The sequence below is a fragment of the Pseudomonadota bacterium genome, assembly GCA_027624955.1.
Lineage (GTDB): Bacteria > Pseudomonadota > Alphaproteobacteria > UBA828 > UBA828 > PTKB01.
Window position 1 is genome coordinate 25,191 of the sequence record JAQBTG010000008.1, and the last position, 18,749, is coordinate 43,939.

At 60.4% G+C, this 18,749-nt stretch carries 17 protein-coding genes; 5 read left to right on the forward strand and 12 right to left on the reverse strand.

Annotation, left to right across the window (positions count from 1 at the left end):
• The 10 genes from O3A94_04680 to O3A94_04725 all read right to left on the reverse strand — a co-directional run bounded on the left by O3A94_04680 (position 1) and on the right by O3A94_04725 (position 12,118).
• Entirely contained in the window at positions 1-900 is a 900-nt protein-coding gene (locus tag O3A94_04680; protein ID MDA1355548.1) for a lauroyl acyltransferase, read from the reverse strand.
• Positions 893-1,894 (reverse strand): tetraacyldisaccharide 4'-kinase, encoded by a 1,002-nt coding sequence (gene lpxK, locus O3A94_04685; protein ID MDA1355549.1) that lies wholly within the window; start codon positions 1,892-1,894, stop codon positions 893-895. The genes O3A94_04680 and lpxK overlap by 8 nt, the downstream gene beginning before the upstream one ends.
• Entirely contained in the window at positions 1,881-3,179 is a 1,299-nt protein-coding gene (locus O3A94_04690; GenBank protein ID MDA1355550.1) for a 3-deoxy-D-manno-octulosonic acid transferase, read from the reverse strand. Before O3A94_04690 ends, lpxK begins: the two co-directional genes overlap by 14 nt.
• Positions 3,176-3,883: a lysophospholipid acyltransferase family protein gene (locus O3A94_04695; protein MDA1355551.1), complete on the reverse strand. Its 708-nt coding sequence runs from the start codon at positions 3,881-3,883 to the stop codon at positions 3,176-3,178. The genes O3A94_04690 and O3A94_04695 overlap by 4 nt, the downstream gene beginning before the upstream one ends.
• A 2-nt stretch (positions 3,884-3,885) precedes the next feature.
• Positions 3,886-5,619 carry an ABC transporter ATP-binding protein gene (locus O3A94_04700; protein ID MDA1355552.1) on the reverse strand — a complete coding sequence of 578 codons (1,734 nt, stop codon included), beginning with the start codon at positions 5,617-5,619 and terminating at the stop codon, positions 3,886-3,888.
• Positions 5,620-5,788: 169 nt separating this feature from the next.
• Positions 5,789-6,595, reverse strand: coding sequence for a 3'(2'),5'-bisphosphate nucleotidase CysQ (locus tag O3A94_04705; GenBank protein ID MDA1355553.1), 807 nt, complete (start codon positions 6,593-6,595; stop codon positions 5,789-5,791).
• 15 nt (positions 6,596-6,610) lie between these two features.
• Positions 6,611-7,954 carry a TldD/PmbA family protein gene (locus O3A94_04710; protein ID MDA1355554.1) on the reverse strand — a complete coding sequence of 448 codons (1,344 nt, stop codon included), beginning with the start codon at positions 7,952-7,954 and terminating at the stop codon, positions 6,611-6,613.
• 119 nt (positions 7,955-8,073) lie between these two features.
• A complete protein-coding gene (locus tag O3A94_04715; GenBank protein MDA1355555.1) occupies positions 8,074-9,012 on the reverse strand; it encodes an NAD-dependent epimerase/dehydratase family protein in 939 nt (312 codons plus the stop codon).
• Entirely contained in the window at positions 9,009-10,658 is a 1,650-nt protein-coding gene (locus tag O3A94_04720; protein ID MDA1355556.1) for a tetratricopeptide repeat protein, read from the reverse strand. Before O3A94_04720 ends, O3A94_04715 begins: the two co-directional genes overlap by 4 nt.
• The gene (locus O3A94_04725) at positions 10,610-12,118 is read right to left on the reverse strand and encodes a UbiD family decarboxylase (GenBank protein ID MDA1355557.1); all 1,509 of its coding nucleotides are present in this window, start codon (positions 12,116-12,118) and stop codon (positions 10,610-10,612) included. The genes O3A94_04720 and O3A94_04725 overlap by 49 nt, the downstream gene beginning before the upstream one ends.
• Before the next feature lie 83 nt (positions 12,119-12,201).
• On the opposite strand from O3A94_04725, the gene O3A94_04730 reads away from it, so the two are divergent.
• Together O3A94_04730 and O3A94_04735 are read left to right on the forward strand one after the other, a co-directional pair.
• Positions 12,202-12,528: a hypothetical protein gene (locus O3A94_04730; protein ID MDA1355558.1), complete on the forward strand. Its 327-nt coding sequence runs from the start codon at positions 12,202-12,204 to the stop codon at positions 12,526-12,528.
• Positions 12,521-13,363 (forward strand): hypothetical protein, encoded by an 843-nt coding sequence (locus O3A94_04735; protein ID MDA1355559.1) that lies wholly within the window; start codon positions 12,521-12,523, stop codon positions 13,361-13,363. The genes O3A94_04730 and O3A94_04735 overlap by 8 nt, the downstream gene beginning before the upstream one ends.
• On the opposite strand, the gene ubiA is transcribed toward O3A94_04735, so the two are convergent.
• Positions 13,301-14,224: a 4-hydroxybenzoate octaprenyltransferase gene (gene ubiA, locus O3A94_04740; protein MDA1355560.1), complete on the reverse strand. Its 924-nt coding sequence runs from the start codon at positions 14,222-14,224 to the stop codon at positions 13,301-13,303. The genes O3A94_04735 and ubiA overlap by 63 nt on opposite strands.
• 90 nt (positions 14,225-14,314) lie before the next feature.
• Here ubiA and O3A94_04745 point away from each other — a divergent pair, with 90 nt between their 5' ends.
• From O3A94_04745 to O3A94_04755, 3 genes are all read left to right on the forward strand, one after another.
• Positions 14,315-15,052, forward strand: a complete 738-nt coding sequence (locus O3A94_04745; GenBank protein MDA1355561.1) for a 16S rRNA (uracil(1498)-N(3))-methyltransferase — start codon at positions 14,315-14,317, stop codon at positions 15,050-15,052.
• 79 nt (positions 15,053-15,131) lie between these two features.
• A complete protein-coding gene (locus O3A94_04750; protein ID MDA1355562.1) occupies positions 15,132-16,499 on the forward strand; it encodes a glutamate--cysteine ligase in 1,368 nt (455 codons plus the stop codon).
• A gap of 33 nt (positions 16,500-16,532) precedes the next feature.
• Entirely contained in the window at positions 16,533-17,708 is a 1,176-nt protein-coding gene (locus O3A94_04755) for an aminotransferase (GenBank protein MDA1355563.1), read from the forward strand.
• Here the strand turns inward: O3A94_04755 and O3A94_04760 are convergent.
• Positions 17,699-18,631 (reverse strand): LysR family transcriptional regulator, encoded by a 933-nt coding sequence (locus O3A94_04760; protein MDA1355564.1) that lies wholly within the window; start codon positions 18,629-18,631, stop codon positions 17,699-17,701. The genes O3A94_04755 and O3A94_04760 overlap by 10 nt on opposite strands.
• Positions 18,632-18,749 lie beyond the last annotated feature (118 nt).

Below are 18,749 nucleotides of genomic sequence, written 5' to 3' on the forward strand. Positions count from 1 at the left end.
TCAGGTGTCTTTAGGCCAGCGGTTGTGCAGCCACAGCCATTGGCCGGGGCGCTCGCGAATCCAGCCTTCTAGCACGGCGTTGACCAGGCGCATGGCCTCGGCAACATCACCCGACACATCGCCCGAGCGCGGTAGGTCCAGCTTGGGGTATATTGTAACGCGAAAGCGGCACCCCTCCAGACGCTCCGTACGCACCGGCCATACCGGCAAATCATATTTGATTGCCAGTTGCGCCAGCGCCGGCGCGGTCATGGCATCGCGCCCGAAAAAAGGCACCGCAATGCCATCATTCATTTTTTGATCGACCAACATGGCGGTATAGCCGCCGTCCCTTACCCGGCGCACCATTTCACGCGCGCCGGATGCGCCCTTGGCGATGGCGTTCTCGGTGATATCCCGTCCGCGGATGCGAGAAATCAGACGATCGACAAAGGGATTGTTGGGCGCCCGGTAGACGAATGCGATGGGAATGCCGTATTGGATCAGGGGCAGGCCGGAGACCTCCCAATTGCCGAGATGTCCGGTGAAAAACAAAGCGCCGCGGGCTTCTTTCTTTGCCGCTGCCAGATGTTCCACGCCCACCACTTCGATTCGCCCGTCCGGCGTATGCGCCCGAAATTTCCGGAGATGGGGATATTCGCCGACAACACGGCCAAGGTTGCGCCACATTTCGCCGAGCGCTCGTTCCACCTCGAGCGCTGGAAGCTCCGGCATTGCGCGCTGGAGATTGCGCCGGGCGCGGGCGTGGAGCGGCAGCAGCGGCCCCAGCGTACCTGCCAATGTGCCAGCAAGGCTCGAAGCGAGCGGCAGCGGCATAATACGGAACAAGGCGAACAAGGCGGCCACCATCGCGCCTTCCACAGCGTAGCGCAGATGTTTGGCAATCGGGCGCCTAGCCATCAGACTCTGCGCCGCCGGTAAGGGCTGGTAAGAGCAACTCGCGCACGGCGTCCGGGTCCTGCCATTCGAGCGTCACAGCGACGAATTGCACCATCGCCTTCGCTTCCTCAGGGAGGCGCACCCAATCTTTTTCCGTGGTGACGGCAATGGCACCCTGAGCGCCGGCATACTCCACCAGTGTCATAATCTCATCGGGTGTGTAACGGCGGTGGTCGGCGAAGTGGATGCGCCGAATGATCTTGCAGCCGATGGCTTCCAGCGTGCGGAAGAATTTCGCCGGTCGTGCTATTCCGGCGAACGCGACCACGGCGCGCTCGCGTAGCTTAAGCGCCTGCAAGGCCGGTGTCAGTTCGGCGCGCAGAATTGGCGCCCTGTAGTTGCCAAGACGCGCGACAACCCCCACCTCATCGGGGCCGACGAGAACGATGGCGTCAGCTCGCGCGAGGCCTTGGGATAACGATTCGCGCAACGGGCCGGCGGGAATAAGCCGCTCGTTTCCGAATCCGAATCCGCCATCCACGACAACCAACGATACATCCTTGATAAGCGATGGATTCTGCAGGCCGTCATCCATGACAATCGCCTCGGCGCCGTCGGCGATAGCGGCGCGCGCCCCGGCGGGCCGGTTGCGCGACAGCCAAGTCGGTGCTTGGCGCGCAAGCAAGAGCGGTTCATCGCCGACGGTGCGGGAATTGTGGCGCTTGGGGTCAACCCGCATCGGCCCGTGTGCCGTGCCGCCATAGCCGCGCGTGAGGAAATGCGGCGCAATGTCCCATTCCTGCATGAGTTTCGCCAGGGCGAGCGCTGTTGGGGTCTTACCGGCGCCGCCGGCGATCACATTGCCGACGCAAATCACCGGCACCTCGACTCGCTGAGGTGAGACGAAGGCGCGCCTGACTTGCCCGGCAACGCTATAGCCCCATGCGAGTGGCGTCAGAAGGCTTGCATGGACGCCGCCGCTCCTGCCCGGATTCCAAAATTCAGGCGTGCGCATGAGCGCGCCTCCGGCTGTTGTCGAGAAGGCGCATGATTTCAACCATCGCGGTGTCGCTGGCGCCGCCCAACGAGCAGGCCGCCGAATATGCTGCTTCGGCCTGTGTCCGGCACAGTTCTGGATCGCGCAGCAGCGGCTCGAGCGCACCGGCGAGGGCATCGGCCCGTTCGATCCGTTCGAGCGCGCCCACCCTTTCCAACGCCTGGCAGGCATCGTCAAAATTGCGCATGTCGGGCCCGGCGAGGAGTGCATTCTTCAGCAGTGCCGCCTCAACCGGATTGTGCCCGCCGTGCGCGGCCAATGAACCAGCAACGAAAACCGGTCCTGCCAGGCGATAGAGAAGTCCCATTTCGCCTAACGTATCGGCGACATAAATATCCGTCTCCGCCTCGATGACATCGCCGGTGCTGCGCGTGGCGACGGCATGACCCTGGGCGCGCAACACTTCCGCAAACTCGGCGGTGCGTTCCGGATGGCGCGGGGCGATCAGCGTGAGGAGGCCGGGGATCGCTCCGGCGAGCGCTATATGCGCCTCGGCGACGGCAGCTTCGTCGCCAGGATGCGTACTGGCCGCGAGCCAATGCGGCCGCTCGCCGATTTCGCGCCGGAGTTTGTTGAGCGCAGCTTCGTCCACCGGCAACGGTGCGGCATCATATTTAATATTGCCAGCGAGGGTGACCGATTTGGCACCCAGTGCCTGCAAGCGGTTACCGTCTTCTTCGCTTTGCGCAAGGCAGGCGCTGAATGCGCCAAGGAGCGGCGCGATCAAGCGCGGCATATGGCGCCAACGCCGGGCCGAGCGTTCAGACATTCGGGCGTTCACCATGACCATGGGAATGGTTCGGGCGGCGGCGGCCAGCACCAGGTTCGGCCATAATTCAGATTCAACCCAAATCGCCAAATCCGGTCGCCAGTGATCGAGAAAGCGGCGCACCGGCGCCGGCCTGTCGACCGGCACATATTGGTGCACCATACCGTCGGGCAGGCGTTTTTCCAGAATTCGCGCTGAAGTGACGGTGCCTGACGTGATCAGCACATTCAGCCCTTCTGCTTTAAGGCGCTCGGCAAGGGGCAGAACGGCAAGCGATTCGCCAACACTGGCGGCATGCGCCCAGGCGAGACACCCGGCCGGTCGCGGCCGCCCGGGATGGCCCAAACGCTCCGCGAAGCGCGCTTTGTCTTCCTTGCCTTGGCGACGTCGGTGCGCCAGCCAGATATCGATGGCCGGCGCGGCGAGGCGGCTGAAGCTGTGATAGACAGCGGGTGTTGCCAAAACCCCAATCATGTCGCGACGGCCTTGTCTGGCGTTACCGGGTCCACCCCGACACGCCGATCAGCGGTCGCGGTCAACTCGTTAAGAGTCGTTTCCAAACTCTGTCGGGCGGTTTCGAGCGCTTCATCGTCAGCATCGCGGGCGACATGGATCGGCGCGCCCCACAAAAAGAGGCCGCGGCTGAACGGCCACGCAATGACAAAACGGTCCCAACTCGAAGCGAGTTTGCGGCGCGAGACCGAATATGTTGCAGGGACGATCGGCGCACCGGAAAGCCGGGCCAGCAATATGATGCCGGATTGTGCCTGCATGCGCGGCCCACGCGGCCCGTCCGGCGTTATCGCGACATTGCGGCCATTCTTGATTGCCAGCAGCAATTCCCGTAGTGCTTTCGAGCCGCCGCGCGTGGTCGAGCCGCGCACGGTGTGGATATCGAAATGATGCAGGGTGCGGGCAATCATCTCGCCGTCTCGATGTTGAGAGATCAAAGTGCTGATCGGTGCCCGGCTGCGCCAGCCGGTTGGTGCCATGAGCAATCGACCGTGCCAAAAGGCGGCGATATAAGGCCGTCCGTCGCGCATCAATTCATTTGCCGGCTCCCGCCCTTCTTCGCGCCAACGGCTGGTGATATAGACGAAGCGGATGTAATTCGCCGCCAGCCAACCTAGCAGCGTCTGGAATGCCGAAGAGCGCGTGAGACGCTTCAGCGGGCGCACGATCAGTCGTCCACGTCGTCGATGCTCGCTTTAGCCATTTGGTTCGCCGGCAGCAGCTCGAGCGAATAAAGCTTAGCGTAGGCGCCGTCCTTGGCCATCAGGGTCTGGTGCGAACCGGATTCGACGACGCGTCCGTCCTGAATAAAGTAGATGATGTCGGCTTCCTGCACTGTCGTTAGCCGATGGGCGATCACGAGGGTGGTGCGGCCCTGCATGAGGAGGCGCAAGCTTTGCTGAATTTGTTGCTCGGTTTTTGGGTCGAGCGCAGAGGTCGCCTCGTCGAGCAGCAGGATCGGTGCATCCTTCAACATGGCGCGGGCGATAGAGAGGCGCTGGCGTTGGCCGCCGGAGAGCTTGGCGCCATGTTCGCCGATCAGCGTGTCATAACCTTCGGGCAATTTCTCAATAAAGGTGTGCGCGTCCGCGCCCTTGGCGGCGGCGACGATTTCCGCCGCGCTTGCCGCCAGGCGGCCATAAGCGATATTGGCGCGCACGCTGTCATCGAACAGCACCGTTTCCTGGCTCACCAGGCCGATGGCGTTGCGCAGAGAGGTAAGGTCGACGCTGCGCACGTCAGTGTTGTCGATGGTTACTTGGCCCGTATCAGCGTCATAAAAGCGCGGCAATAAATTTAGAATGGTCGATTTCCCCGCCCCCGACGGGCCGACTAGCGCCACCGTGCACCCTTCCGGTACGGTGAGCGACACGCCGTTCAACGCCGCCGTGCCGTTGTTGTAGCTAAATGAGACATCGTTGAAAGTTATCTCCCCGCCGTGCACGGACAAATCGGGTGCGCCGGGCTTCGAAAATATTCGCGGCTCGGAGTCAAGAATCCCAAATACCCTCTGCGTTGCCGCCAAGCCTTCCTGTAAATTAACGTTGAGGTTGGCCAGCGCCTTGAGCGGCTGATAGGCCATCAGCATGGCAGTGATAAAGGCGAAGAACTCGCCGGTTGTGAGCGCATTGTCGATGACCTGCGAGCCGCCATAAAACATAACCGCCGCGATAAACACACCGCCCAGTGTTTCCATAATTGGCGACGCGCCAGCGCGCGTGCGTAGCGCCTTATATATCAGACGGAAGACGTTTTCGATCTGGCGTCCGGTGCGCTCGGCCTCGAACGCTTCCATATTGTAGGCCTTAATATGACGCACACCCTGAAACGCCTCGTTGAGCCGCACTGTAAAGCGGCCAAGCTCATCCATTGCCGAAGTAGAGACCTTGCGCATACGCCGGCCAATGCGAACGATCGGAAAAACCGCGATGGGAAAGACGACAAAGGCCAATAACGCTAGCTTCCAATCCATCCAAAACATCACCCCGACGAGGAAGACGAGCGAGAGCGAATCCTTAATCAGGCCGGTTAGCGTATTCGCCAAGGCATTGCGCATCAGATTGATGTCGTTGGTCATGCGCGAGACCAATTTGCCCGATGCGGTATCATGAAAAAAGGCGAGATCGAATTGGATCACATGACTGAACAATTTGGTCTGTAAGTCGGCGATGATGCGCTGGCCGACAAAGGCCATTAGCACCGTTTGACCATAGGTCGCGGCACCCTTCACCAGGCTCACCACAATCACCAGGACCGTCACCAGGAGCAGCATGTCACGGTCATGTTTGTCGAATACGTCATCAAACACCGGCTTCATAAGACGGGCCAGTGCTGCATTGCCGCCAGCGGCGATAATCATGAAGAAAATAGCCAACGACACGCGCCGCCAATAGGGGCGCATATACTCGCGCACCAGGCGCGTGAGCAGGCCACGCGTGCCCTGCGCGTGCGGTTGGGAATTATTGTCGGTCACCGGTTTCTCAGTCTTCAGCGGATTTAAATCCTAAGCGCTTGAATCTGAGAGAAATTTATATCACGGCAGGCGGAATACGAACAATCGCGGGGCCATCTCATTTTTCTGCCCAATCGCCTAGTTCTGCCATCAGATCATCATGGAGGTGGCCGTTGCTCGCCAGGCAGGTTGGGTGGAGGGGGCGCTCCCGATTGAAGATGAGCTGATTGCCGGCAATGCTGGTGATGCTGCCGCCTGCTTCACTCACCAGCAGGCAGCCGGCGCAGATATCCCAATCGGCTTTGGGCCAGGCGCTCGCGGCAGCATCGAAGCGCCCATCAGAAACGAGCGCGAGCTTATATGCGATGGAACTTATGGCATGGACATTTCCGGCTTGAAAGCGCTCGGTCCAGCCGGCCTCACTATGTTCGGAGCGGCTGGCGAGTATTTTCATCTGCGCCACATCGGCGCAGGCGGTTACCGAGATAATGTCGCCGTTAAGTCGCGCTCCGCCACCCTTCACGGCTTCGAAAAATTCATCGCGCGCCGGGTTGAACACCGCACCCAGCAGCGCCGCACCGTCCTCGATCAGAGCCACCGAGACGGCGAATTCCGGCAATCCCTTGAGGTAGCTGTTGGTGCCGTCAATGGGATCGACCACCCAAATGCGGCGGCACTCTAGGCGCTGCGGATTGTCTTCCGATTCTTCCGAGAGCCAGCCATAGTCCGGTCGCGCACCCATCAGCATTTCCTGCAAAACCGTGTTGGTTTCGATGTCGGCTTCGCACACAGGGTGGTATTTGCTTTTGCGCCAAACCCGTTGCTCTTTTTGAAAGCGTTTTAGGGCGCAGGCACCAGCCTCGCGCACAGCCCGCAAGAGCAATTCGTGATCGGCGCAGCCCGGTTCGACGGGCTCGGTGCTCATGTCGATGAGTTTAGCTTACTGTCCGGCGACGGTCATGCCGTCTATCCGTAGCGTTGGCGCGTCGATGCCATGGCGAAAAGTTAGATCGTTCGCCGGCGTGAGGTGGGCGAACATGTCGTTCAGGTTGCCGGCCACAGTCAACTCACTTACCGGCCAGGCGATCTCACCCTTGTCGATCCAATATCCGGCGGCGCCGCGGCTGTAATCCCCGGTGACGCCATTGACCCCCATGCCGATCAGCTCGGTCACGTACATGCCGCTCTCAATATCCGCTATTAGAGCCTGCGGATTCAATTCGCCGGGCGCGAGATAGAGGTTGGACGGCGATGGCGATGGCGGCCCGCCGGTTCCGCGTGCTGCATGGCCGGTGGAGCGCATTTTCAACTGCCGCGCTGAGCGTGAGTCGAGGAGCCAGGTGGCGAGCACGCCATCTTCAACGATATGGCGGCGGGTTGTCGGTGCGCCTTCGCCGTCAAACGGGCGTGAGCGCAGGCCGCGCTTGCGGTGCGGATCGTCGATCACTTGGATTCCAGGGGCGAAAACGGATTGATGCAGCCGGTCTTTCAAAAAACTCGTGCCGCGCGCCACGGACGGGCCGGAGATGGCGCCGGCGAGATGACGGATGAGGCCGCCGGAGACGCGCGGGTCATAGACCACCGGGACCGCCCCCGAGGCCGCCTTCCGCGGATTGAGTCTGCGGGTGGCGCGTTCGCCTGCGCGCTTGCCGACTTCTTCCGGGCTGTCGAGGTCTTCCTCAAAGCAAGCAGAAGACCAATCATAATCGCGCTCCATGCCAGTGTCGGCACCGGCAATGACGGAGGCGCTAAACGAGAAGCGCGAGGTTTCATAACCACCAGAGAACCCGCCGCTGGTGGCAAGCGCTGCACTGCTGTGGCTCCATCCGGCGTCGCCGCCTTCGGAATTCGTCACGCCAGGAATGGCACGCGCTGCTTCTTCGGCGCGGCGCGCCCAGTCGATCAATTGTTCAGCTTGGGGCTCGCGCGTATCGGCAAGCTCCAGGTCAGGCCAGTCGCGCGCCAGCTGTTCGGGATCAATAAGTCCGCAATAAGGGTCTTCAGGCACCGCCCGCGCCATGGCGATGGCGCGTTCGACCAGCGTATCAAGGGCATCCTCGGCGAAATCCGTTGTGGAGACCATCGCCTGGCGACGGCCTAACAGCACGCGGAGGCCAAGATCGCGCCCTTCCGAGCGTTGAAGATCCTCTGACTTGCCGAGGCGATAGCTGACGCCCAACGAGATGCCGTGCATGATCACGGCGTCTGCATCGTCTGCACCGGCCTTCTTGGCTTTTTCCAACAATGCGCCGAGCAGGGAAGTGGGATCGCCAATTGCGGTCATTCAGTCAGCCCTATCGTTCGAGGTGAGCGTAAAATCTTGGCAACGCGGCCGAAGCGCGCCGCCGGGTTCTTAATTGCCGGGTTCTTATATAGTGTCGCCTGCCCATCCGCGCCAGGGCTCTATTTCGGATCGAGCAAGCCTTCTTCGCGCATCCAGGCGCAGAGGTCGCCGAACATGGTCCTAAGGGCGACCGGCTTGAAGTCGAGTGCACGTATCGCTTTGGAGCAATCGATAAGCTGGTTAAGAGACATCACGTTGAACAATTCAGGCGTTATTCCGGGATCGCGCTCAGAAGACGCGCGCGGCGCCTTGCCGCCGACCAGGCTGGCCACTGTTTCTCCTACTTGCGCAAAACTAGCCTGGGCGCCGGACAGGAGATATCGCTCGCCGCGCACACCTTTCTCGAATGCCGCTATATGGGCGCGCGCCACTTCTTCCACATGGCAAAATGCGGCGCCGCCGGTGCCTACTTTTTCAAGTTTTCCCTGGGCGACAGCCTGGACGAAAGGCCCCCAGATCACACGGTCGAACGGCCCCACCACATAGGCTGGATTGACGACCACGACATCGAGGCCGCGCTCGAGACCCGCCAGCGCCGCATCCTCAGCGAGTTTTTTGGTGCGGAAATAATTGACCGGAATGTCATCGACATTCGAAAGCGAATCCTCATTTATTTCGATATTGTCCCACAGCCCCCAACTCGCGCCTGACGAGGTTTGTATGAAACGCCGCGCCTTTTTGTTGAGCGCTGTCGTGACCATGTTGCGGGTACCGTCGATATTGTCGCTGGTTTGCGCTGCATCGCCTGCGGCATCGAAGCTAACATTGCCGGCAACGTGAAACACCGCGTCGACGCCCGCCGGCATGGCAGCGTCGAGCGCGGCGGCGTCGGTGATGTCGCCGATCACGCGGCGTGCCGCAAAGCGCGACAGATAGGCGAGATCGGAGCTCTTTCGGTGCAGCGCGGTAACTTCCCACCCCGCCAGTTCCAACTGCTTGACCAGATTGACCCCGATAAATCCCGAGGCGCCGCTGACGAAAGCGGTTTTCCTCGTCATATCGTTCCTCGATAACGGGCGAGCGCGGCACGAAGCGGGTCCATGTGCCTATCATAGCATTTCCAGACGCCGATTTCTTCCCTATGAAGCTCCGGCAGCGTGGCAGCGGGATCGAATCGGAGGCCGACATGCGCGGCAATTTGCGCCGCGACGGCCGCACCACCGCGCGTGAGCGATTCATATTCGAGCGTCATGAGTCGGTCTCCATAAAGGCGGCGCCAATGGGCCTGGAGCCGCGCCCTTTGCGCCATAAAGTGAGCGATGTCCTCGAAATCATAGGCGTGAGCATGGCCCTGCTCGTAGCGCTTAAAATACATCAAAAGCGCGTTGTCGAGGGGCTCGCGCAAGCATAGGACGAGGCGCGCCTCGGGTAACGCGGTGGTGATCTCCGCGAGTGAGAATATGTTGGTATCGAGGGTGCTAACGAAATATTGCGCCGTCCCCGAAAGGCGGCGCATCTCCTGGCGGTAGGCGGCGCCAAGGCGCTCTGGCGTGGCCTGATTGGACCCCTTTCTTTTCGCATCCTGCCTCAGCCGCTGCCAATTTTCGCTCTCGCCGGCGGCGAAGACATCGGCCTGGCTGGCGAGCAGCGATTCAACCAGAGTTTTACCACTGCGTGAAAGCCCGAGAACGAAGATCGGAATCGGCGCGCTTCCGGTTTCTGCCGGAAAAACGATTTCAGGAATCTCGATATTGGCGGCAATTATCGTCTCAACTTCGTGTGCCGCCGCCGACTTGTCATAATTAGACCGTTGTCGCCGCTCGGCATTTGCATGCGCATAGAGCGTGAACGCGGTGTCATGATCGCCGAGATCGGCACTCGCCTTGGCCAGCGCGAAGGCGAGGCGGTTCTTGTTGGGTGGGCTCTGGCCTTCCCCACGGTCGAGTTGTTGGAGCTTGTTGAGTGTGGGGTCGCCCGCTTCGAAGCGGTGCAAGAGCGCGTAATTGTAATGCGCTTCCACATAGGTCTCGTCCAGTGCCATCGCACGGGAAAATTTGGCAAGTGCTTCCACCGTATCGCCCTGGCTTTCTAAGACTGTCCCAAGATTATTGTGCGCCTCCGCATGGCCGGGATCGAGTGCGATTGCCTGCTCGTAGGCTCGAATGGAAGCGTTCCTCTCACTTGCTTCCTTTAGGGCGTTGCCAAGATTGTAATGGGCTTTGGCGTAGTCGGGCGCGATGTCGATGGCGCGGCGCTGACAGGCAATGGCGTCGTTTAGGCGACCGAGTTTGCGCAACGCCACACCGAGATTGCAATGCGCCTGGGCGTAGCCGGGCTTCAGCGTGAGGGCGCGGCGGAAGCATTCGGCGGCGGGTTTTGAGTCACCGCGTAGCTGATGCACGGCGCCGAGATTGTTGAGCACTTCGGCGGAATCAGGTGCTACTGTCAGGACGCGTCCGTAGCAGCGGATGGCCTTCGTATATTGCTTTTGGGCCACGCGTGCGTTGCCCAAGAGACTCCACGCAGCAGCGTTTTCCGGAGTCTGTTTGACGACCTCTAGACAAATTCGTACCGCATCTTCAAACCGGCCATTTTTCAATAGTCGCGCGGCCGCTGGTAAGGCCCCATCCGCCCCATCTGAAGGCGCTGCGGGCGTCACTTCCAGATCGGCTTGCCGGAGCCTGGGAGGCCATATTCTGGCCATTTCCGGGTTACGGTTTCGATGATTTCGTCACTCATGCGAATTTTTTGACCCCATTCGCGTTTGGTCTCGGGCGCCAGCTTGTTGGTGGCATCGAGGCCTATTTTGGAACCCAGCCCGCTCTCGGGCGAGGCGAAATCGAGATAGTCGATCGGCGTGTTTTCCACCAACGTGATATCGCGCGCAGGGTCCATGCGCGTCGATACCGCCCACATCACATCTTTCCAATCGCGCGCGTTGATGTCGGCGTCCACGACGATGATCCACTTGGTATACATGAACTGGCGCAAATAGGACCACACGCCCATCATCACGCGCTTGGCGTGGCCGGGATAAGCCTTGTTGATTGAAACCACGGCGATCCGGTAGCTACAGGCTTCAGGTGGCAGCCAAAAATCGACGATCTCGGGAAATTGCTGCACCAAGAGCGGCACGAAGATTTCGTTCAACGCCTGACCGAGAATGCTTGGCTCGTCCGGCGGCCGGCCGGTGAAAGTTGAGAGATATATCGGATCGCGGCGCATGGTAATGGCGGAGATGGTGAAACGCGGAAATTCCTCGACCGAGTTGTAATAGCCGGTGTGATCGCCAAACGGGCCTTCCGGGCCGTAATCATCCAGGCTGACATGGCCTTCGAGGACGATTTCAGCTTCCGCCGGTACGGCAAGCGGGACAGTCTTGCAATTGACCAGCTCAACCTTGCGGCCCCGCAGGAGGCCGGCGAACTGATATTCCGAGAGCGTATCGGGTACCGGCGTCACGGCGGCGAGGATGACGCCCGGATCGGCACCAATGACGACCGCGACCGGCAAGGGCTCACGCTTTTCAGCGGCCCAACGACGATGCTGCGCGGCCCCACCGCGGTGGCGCAGCCAGCGCATCAACGTGGTGTTGCGCCCCGTCACCTGCATCCGATAAATGCCGAGATTGTAATCATCCTCGCGTGCCGTCCCCGGGCCGCGGGTTACCACAAGTGGCCAGGTGATGAGCGGTCCCGGTTCGCCGGGCCAGCAGGTTTGAATCGGCAGACGATGCAGATCCACATCATCGCCCGTCCACACCACTTCTTGGCAGGCGCCGGCGCCGACAGATTTTGGTTTCATCGTCATGACTCGGCGCAGGAGCGGCAGCATCTCGAAGGCTTCGCGCCAGCCGCCCGGCGGTTCGGGCTGGCGTAAAAAGGCGAGCATCTCGCCGATGTCGCGCAAGGTTTCCGGCGTCCGCCCCATGCCCATGGCGACCCGCTCGACGCTGCCGAACAGATTGACCAGCATCGGCATGCCATAGGATTTATTTTCCGCGTCCACGACATTTTCGAACAACACGGCTGGGCCGCTCTCGGCGAGCAAGCGGGTTTGAATTTCCGTGACTTCCAGTTCAGGCGAAACCGGCGCCCGAACGCGCGCCAAGGCGCCCTCGGTTTCGAGGTGCTGCATGAAGTCGCGCAAAGAGTTGTAAGCCATTCTATTCCGGTGATGATTCACGATGCGTTGAAGCGCGAATAGAGAGACTATCTCTCCACTTCGATCAAGGCCATACTCTGAACATGTTGCAGCTTGCTCCCTATCGCACCCGCCTTGAACGCATCTTCAAGGAAATCACTGACGCGTCGGGCGGCGCAGATGTGCGTGCGGTTGCCAGCTTGAGCGAAGTCAACGATCGCATCGACGAGGTTAGGGAAATTCTCGCTGCCATGCCGCTCCGCCTCTCTCAGATTGAGACTCGGATGGAATCCGATCCTGATTTTTCCAGCCTCAGCCGCAAACGGCGGCTCGAAGCGCTGGCCGACTACATCCGTTTCGCTATCGGATTGGTAGATCGTGAAATCGCCGCCAAACGCGGCCACATGATTGTCGGCGCCAACGATGACTAAGGCGGTGGCCGACATGGTCGCCGTTGCCCTGGATTATCCTTTCGCCCGTCCCACCCATTCATATCTATTCGTAGATGGTGACACCATTCCGCTGTTTGAATCCGGCGAAGACGGTGTTGACGTTTCGCTTTTACAAAGAGGCGCCGCGCCGATGCACGAGCGAACCGCCGTGCTGGCTTATGGCGCCAACGCGGCGCCGTCGAGGCTGCGGCATAAATTTGCCGCCCAGGCACCGGGGACGGTGTTCCCGGTGTTCAAAGCGCGGCTTCATGATTTCGATATCGTTTATGCCTGTCATTTTTCCAGTTACGGGGCGATTCCGGCGACGCCCGCGCCATGTCACGGAACGGTCGTCGAAATCGCGGTCACCTATCTCGACCACCGCCAACTATCGCGCATGCACGAAACAGAACTTTCCGGCCAAAGCTACGTCTTCGGCCGGCTTGGCGGCCTTACCCTGGAAGTCGAGGAAATCGGCACATTAGGCTCGGTGCAAAGCTACTGGGCGCGCCATGGCTATTTCGCGCCGACCGGAAGCCCGCTTGCGCTCGCGGCCATCACAGCCGAGGGGCGGCGGTTCGCTCAGGCGGCACAAGAAACGGCACAAATTCTTGCCGGTGATCGCCTGGCGCCAGGACGGGGATTGCATGACGTTGTGGCAGAAAACGCCAGCGACCCCGCTTTGCGCCGGGAGCGCAGCTTGGCACTACGGGCCCACGCTATGCCCTTCGATCACCCGCATCGCGAAGTGCTCACTGGAGGTTCGACGTTCTCACCCGATGGCGCGTGCAACGACGATGCTGGCAAACAGCACGGCGCCAACCCAAAAATTTAGCTTAAATTTTGCCAGGCAATTTCCCGGGTCGTTAATTTTCAGCGCAACCGCCTGCCAGACGAACAGCAGCGCCACGGCACCGAGGCCGGCATAAAACGGCCAAGCGATGTTCGCCAACGCGCCCGCCGCGGCGAAGCCTGCCACGGCCAATAGATAGAAAGCCCATAGCCAGGGTCTTGTCCTATCGCCAAGCGCCAGCGCAGAAGATTTTACGCCGATCAGGGCGTCATCCTCCTTGTCCTGGTGGGCGTAGATGGTGTCGTAGCCGAGCGTCCAAGCAATGCCACCGGCATAAAGCAGTCCGGCCGGCCAGGCGAGCCCGCCCTCCACCGCTGCCCATCCCAACAAGGCACCCCAGTTGAAGGTGAGGCCAAGGAAGGCTTGCGGCCAATAGGTTATGCGTTTCATGAACGGATAGGTAAAAACGAGCACGAGGGAAACAGCGCCGAGAATGGTGGCGAATGTGTTGAGCTGCAGCAGGATGACCAGGCCGAGCGCCAGCAACAGGACAAGAAATGCTGCGGCCATTTTGACGCTGATCACGCCGGAGGCAATAGGCCGGTTTCGCGTGCGCTCGACGCGGGCATCGAAATCGCGATCGACAATATCGTTATAGACGCAGCCGGCGCTGCGCATCACCAGGGCCCCGGCGGCGAATAGCGCCAGCAGCCGCACATCCGGCAACGCTGGCGCCGCGAGTGCGATGCTCCATAAGCCCGGCCATAACAAAAGCCAGGTGCCGATCGGTTTGTCGAGGCGCGCGAGCAGCGCAAACGGCCGCAAGCGGCGCGGCAGAATTGCGAGAATAAGGCTCGCGCCGGGCGGCGGCACCGATTGTTGCGGGGAGGGGCGTGCGATCATGAGGAATGGTGATATCTTGAGCGCGCGCACGAGACAAGACAGGGCCGCGGCACAGTGGATAGCAATAAGCAACCAGGGAAAGGGCGCCGCGTGCGTTTATATGTCGACGCGCCCTTTGCCGCTGGCGCCAAATTGCCGGTGGAGCGTGCCCAAGCTCACTATCTCGGCAATGTGATGCGTTTCAAGTTGGGCGATACACTCGCCATTTTCAACGGGCGAGACGGTGAGTGGCGCGCCGCCATTGCCGAGATGCGCCGCGATACGTGTACGCTGGTGGCGGAAACACAGACGCGGCCGCAACAAGCGGCGACAGGCCCCGTGCTGTTGTTTGCCCCCCTTAAGCCGGCGCGCTCGGCGATGCTGATTGAAAAGGCCTGCGAATTGGGCGTTTCGGAATTCTGGCCCATACTCTCGCACCACACCCAAAGCGGGCGTATCAAGTTGGACCGCTACCGTGCTCACGCCGTCGAGGCTGCCGAACAATGCGGCCGGATGGAGGTGCCGCCGGTGCGGCCGCTCGCGTCGCTCGAAAAGCTGTTGGGCGCTTGGCCATCTGCGCGGCGGCTGTTGTTTTGTGACGAGGCAGGTGGGCCACCGGGGCTTGAAGTCTTGAGCGCCGCGCCACCCGTATTGTGGGCCATCTTGGTGGGCCCCGAAGGCGGTTTCTCGCCGCAGGAAAGAACCCTCCTCAGGTCCTACCCGTTTTGCGTTCCGGTATCGCTCGGCCCGCGCATTTTACGCGCTGAGACCGCAGCCCTCGCGGCGCTCAGTCTTTGGCAAGCGACCGTTGGGGACTTGCGCGCCGGGAGTTCAGACCCCATTTCATAACCTTGCGGCCTTAGCCTATTCGTCGTATCAGGAGGCGCGCAGGAAAACGCCGCAGCAATCTTTACTGGTTTCAAACGCCATGAACGATATCGCCCGTCCGCCCCACCAGGAGGCCATCGAGAAACGCGACCTCGTGGCTTATATTGAATCCGGCTGCAAACCTCGGGCCCAATGGGCGATTGGCACGGAGCACGAAAAATTCGGCTATAATTTAAAAGACCTTGGGCCGTTGCCCTATGACGGCCCGGCTGGCATTCGCGCGATGCTGGAAGGACTGCAGCGGTACAACTGGAAGCCCTATATGGAGGGCGAGAACGTCATCGCGTTGACCGCGGAAGATGGCTCTTCTGTATCATTGGAGCCTGGCGGGCAGTTCGAATTGTCGGGTGCGCCGCTGCCAAATTTGCATCGCGTCTGCGATGAAGTGCATACCCATCTTGATCAAGTAGCAAGCATCGCCAAGGATTTGGGTGTTGGGTTTTTCGGGCTCGGCTTCCAGCCAAAATGGCGGCGCGAGGATATTCCGTGGATGCCCAAGGGCCGCTACGCGATCATGCGCCGCTACATGCCGACCAAGGGCGATCTCGGGCTCGATATGATGACGCGCACTTGCACCGTGCAGGTCAATCTCGATTTCGATAGCGAGTCAGATATGGTGCGCAAGTTGCGGGTCTCGCTGGCATTGCAGCCAGCCGCCGTAGCGTTGTTCGCCAATTCGCCTTTCGTCGAGGGCAAGCCGAGCGGTTATTTGAGCTATCGCAGCCATGTTTGGACGCGCACCGATCCGGAGCGCTGCGGCCTGCTACCGTTCGCCTTCGAGGATGGGATGGGCTTCGAGCGCTATGTTGATTATGTGCTCGATGTGCCGATGTATTTTGTACTCCGCGACGGTAAATATATGGATGTATCGGGCCGCTCCTTCCGCGATTTTTTGGCCGGCAAGTTGCCCGGTTTGGAAGGCGAGCGCCCGACGATCAAGGATTGGGAAGATCATATGACGACGATTTTCCCCGAGGTGCGCATCAAAAAATACATGGAAGTGCGCGGCGCTGATGGCGGGCCGTGGGGCCGGCTTTGTGCCCTGCCGGCGCTTTGGGTGGGGCTTCTCTACGACAGCACGGCCCTGTCAGAGGCGGAGGCGCTATGCCAGGGATGGTCGCATGACGAAATTTTACGCGCGCATGTGGATGTCGCGCAGAACGGCTTTAAGACGGAGCTGGGCGGGCGCACGATCGGTGATATAGCGCGCGATGCGGTGCGCATCGCCCGCGACGGGTTGCGGCGCCGCGCGGTAGCGGGGAATCACGATTCTGATGAGCAAGGCTATCTAACGCCCCTCCAACAAATTGTTGAAACGGGTCGCACACCGGCGGAAGACCTGCTCGACGCCTATGAAACGCGTTGGAACAGGAGTGTCGATCCGCTATTTGAGGAATATGCCTACTGATAGAACGCCTGTGATTGCGGATTGGAAACGAACATGAGTTATCCCGTCAATCCACTTTTTTCCGCCGTTGCGCCGCCGCCCATTTCCGAAGCGTGGAGTTGGATTGCAGGCCGAACGTTCCCGGACGACAGGCCGCTCATTGACCTTGCCCAAGCGGAGCCGAGCTATCCGCCGGCGCCCGAGCTTTTGGAGCATCTGGCAGAAATCATCCACCGGCCCGAATTGTCGCGCTACACGCCCATTCAGGGCACGCCAGAATTACGCGCCGCGTTCGCTGCCGATCTCGGTAAATTTTACGGCGCCAACGTCACGGCGGCCGAGGTCAGCATCACGGCCGGCTGCAACCAGGCTTTTTGCCTCACCCTGATGGCTCTGGCCGGAGCGGGCGATGAAGTAATTTTGCCCGCGCCTTTTTATTTCAATCACCACATGTGGCTGAACATGCTGGGCGTGCACGCCGTCCCGCTAACCTTTCAGGCCACCGAGGGCGGCATTCCTGATGTCGAAGAGGCGGCGCGTAAAATTACTGCGTGGACACGCGCCATCATCCTCGTCAGCCCCAACAATCCGACCGGTGCGATCTATCCGCCCGAAGTGATTCGAAAATTTTACGATTTGGCGCAAGATCGCGGCATCGCGCTGGTGCTGGACGAAACCTATAAGGATTTTCTCCCTACCGAAGATGCCCCGCATACGCTGCTACGAGAGCCCGGCTGGCAGTCAACATTGATCCAACTGTTCAGCTTCTCGAAGGTCTATGCCATCACCGGACACCGGGTCGGCGGGTTGGTGGCAGGGCCGGAGATCTCGGCGGAGATCGCCAAGGCAATGGACTGCGCCGCGATTTGCGCGCCGGCGATTGGCCAGGCTGCGGCGCTTTTCGGCTTGCAAAATCTGGAAGGCTGGAAGCGCGAGAAACGCCGCCTCAGCCTGGCGCGTCTCGAGGCCCTGCACCGTGCCTTTGCGCGCAATGATCTGGAGTATCAAGTTGTCAGCGCCGGCGCGTTTTTCGCCTATATGCGCCATCCCCATGAGGGCAAAGGCGCTAGTGAAGTGGCGCGCAGGCTAGCGGACAAATATAATATGCTGTGTCTCCCCGGCAATTTTTTCGGACCCGAGCAGGAATCCTATCTGCGATTTTCCTTCGCCAACGTCGAGGCCGATAGGATGGACGAAATCGCCGGCCGGCTGTTCGACAGTCAGGGATAATGTTGGGCCGAATCCGTCCAGGCGCGATCCCAATAGGGGAATTCGCCGAAGCGGCCCGCAAGAAATTCGACAAAGGCACTCACTTTGCTTGAGAGATGGCGGCTGTGCGGATACATCGCATGAATACCAGGGGGCGGCGGCTCAAACTCTGCGAGGATGCGCCGCAGCCTTCCGCTGGCCAATTCGTCGCCGCAGATGAAGCTGGGCGCCAGCGCAATGCCGATCCCCGCCAACGCGGCTTCCAGAATCACGTCCCCGTTATTGGTTTGTAATGTGCCCGAGACCGGCACGCCGAGCGGCTGCCCATCATGCTGAAAGCGCCATTCGTTGGGGCTCGGTGAATAGGTGTAGGTCAGGCAATTGTGGCTCGCCAAGGCTGCCGGGTGATACGGCGTGCCATGACGCCTTAGATAGTCTGGGGCCGCAACGGCGAGCAGCCGATTGGGGGCAAGTCGGCGCGCGATAAGCGATGAATCGCTCAGCGCTCCGATGCGCAGCGCCAAATCGTAACCCTCCTCAATGAGATCCACTCGGCGGTCCATGAAATCGATGTCCATCCGGACTTCCGGATACATCGCCATGAATGCCGGTAATGCCGGCCCGAGATGGCGCAATCCAAAGCTCACTGGGACATTGATCCTGAGCGTGCCGCGTGGCGAATCCTGCAATCGACTGACGGCCAGCTCCGCAGCCTCGGCCGCTTCGACAATATGGCTGCAGCGTTGGTGAAATGCGCGCCCCATCTCGGTCAGGCTAAGCCGCCGCGTGGTGCGGTTGAGGAGCCGAGCGCCGAGACGGTTCTCCAAACGCGAAACGCTCTTGCTGACCGATGATTTCGACATACCAAGGCGCTCGGCGGCGCGCGTAAAACTTTGGGCGTCCGCCACGGCAGCGAATATGGCGAGGCCAGAGAGAGGATCCATGAGAGCTATTATAGCCATTTTGGAAACAATGATGTGAAATTAATGGGTATTTTATTGCCACAGGAGACAACCTACCTTCCATCTCACAACGATTATTAATAGTTTCAAATTCGGGAGA

Excerpts from the sequence above, each read along its gene's own strand:
- O3A94_04680 (MDA1355548.1), bottom strand. The coding sequence starts at position 900 with ATGGCTAGGCGCCCGATTGCCAAACATCTGCGCTACGCTGTGGAAGGC.
- lpxK (MDA1355549.1), bottom strand. The coding sequence starts at position 1,894 with ATGCGCACGCCTGAATTTTGGAATCCGGGCAGGAGCGGCGGCGTCCAT.
- O3A94_04690 (MDA1355550.1), bottom strand. The coding sequence starts at position 3,179 with ATGATTGGGGTTTTGGCAACACCCGCTGTCTATCACAGCTTCAGCCGC.
- O3A94_04700 (MDA1355552.1), bottom strand. The coding sequence starts at position 5,619 with ATGCGCCCCTATTGGCGGCGCGTGTCGTTGGCTATTTTCTTCATGATT.
- O3A94_04705 (MDA1355553.1), bottom strand. The coding sequence starts at position 6,595 with ATGAGCACCGAGCCCGTCGAACCGGGCTGCGCCGATCACGAATTGCTC.
- O3A94_04710 (MDA1355554.1), bottom strand. The coding sequence starts at position 7,954 with ATGACCGCAATTGGCGATCCCACTTCCCTGCTCGGCGCATTGTTGGAA.
- O3A94_04715 (MDA1355555.1), bottom strand. The coding sequence starts at position 9,012 with ATGACGAGGAAAACCGCTTTCGTCAGCGGCGCCTCGGGATTTATCGGG.
- O3A94_04720 (MDA1355556.1), bottom strand. The coding sequence starts at position 10,658 with ATGGCCAGAATATGGCCTCCCAGGCTCCGGCAAGCCGATCTGGAAGTG.
- O3A94_04725 (MDA1355557.1), bottom strand. The coding sequence starts at position 12,118 with ATGGCTTACAACTCTTTGCGCGACTTCATGCAGCACCTCGAAACCGAG.
- O3A94_04730 (MDA1355558.1), top strand. The coding sequence starts at position 12,202 with ATGTTGCAGCTTGCTCCCTATCGCACCCGCCTTGAACGCATCTTCAAG.
- O3A94_04735 (MDA1355559.1), top strand. The coding sequence starts at position 12,521 with ATGACTAAGGCGGTGGCCGACATGGTCGCCGTTGCCCTGGATTATCCT.
- ubiA (MDA1355560.1), bottom strand. The coding sequence starts at position 14,224 with ATGATCGCACGCCCCTCCCCGCAACAATCGGTGCCGCCGCCCGGCGCG.
- O3A94_04750 (MDA1355562.1), top strand. The coding sequence starts at position 15,132 with ATGAACGATATCGCCCGTCCGCCCCACCAGGAGGCCATCGAGAAACGC.
- O3A94_04755 (MDA1355563.1), top strand. The coding sequence starts at position 16,533 with ATGAGTTATCCCGTCAATCCACTTTTTTCCGCCGTTGCGCCGCCGCCC.
- O3A94_04760 (MDA1355564.1), bottom strand. The coding sequence starts at position 18,631 with ATGGATCCTCTCTCTGGCCTCGCCATATTCGCTGCCGTGGCGGACGCC.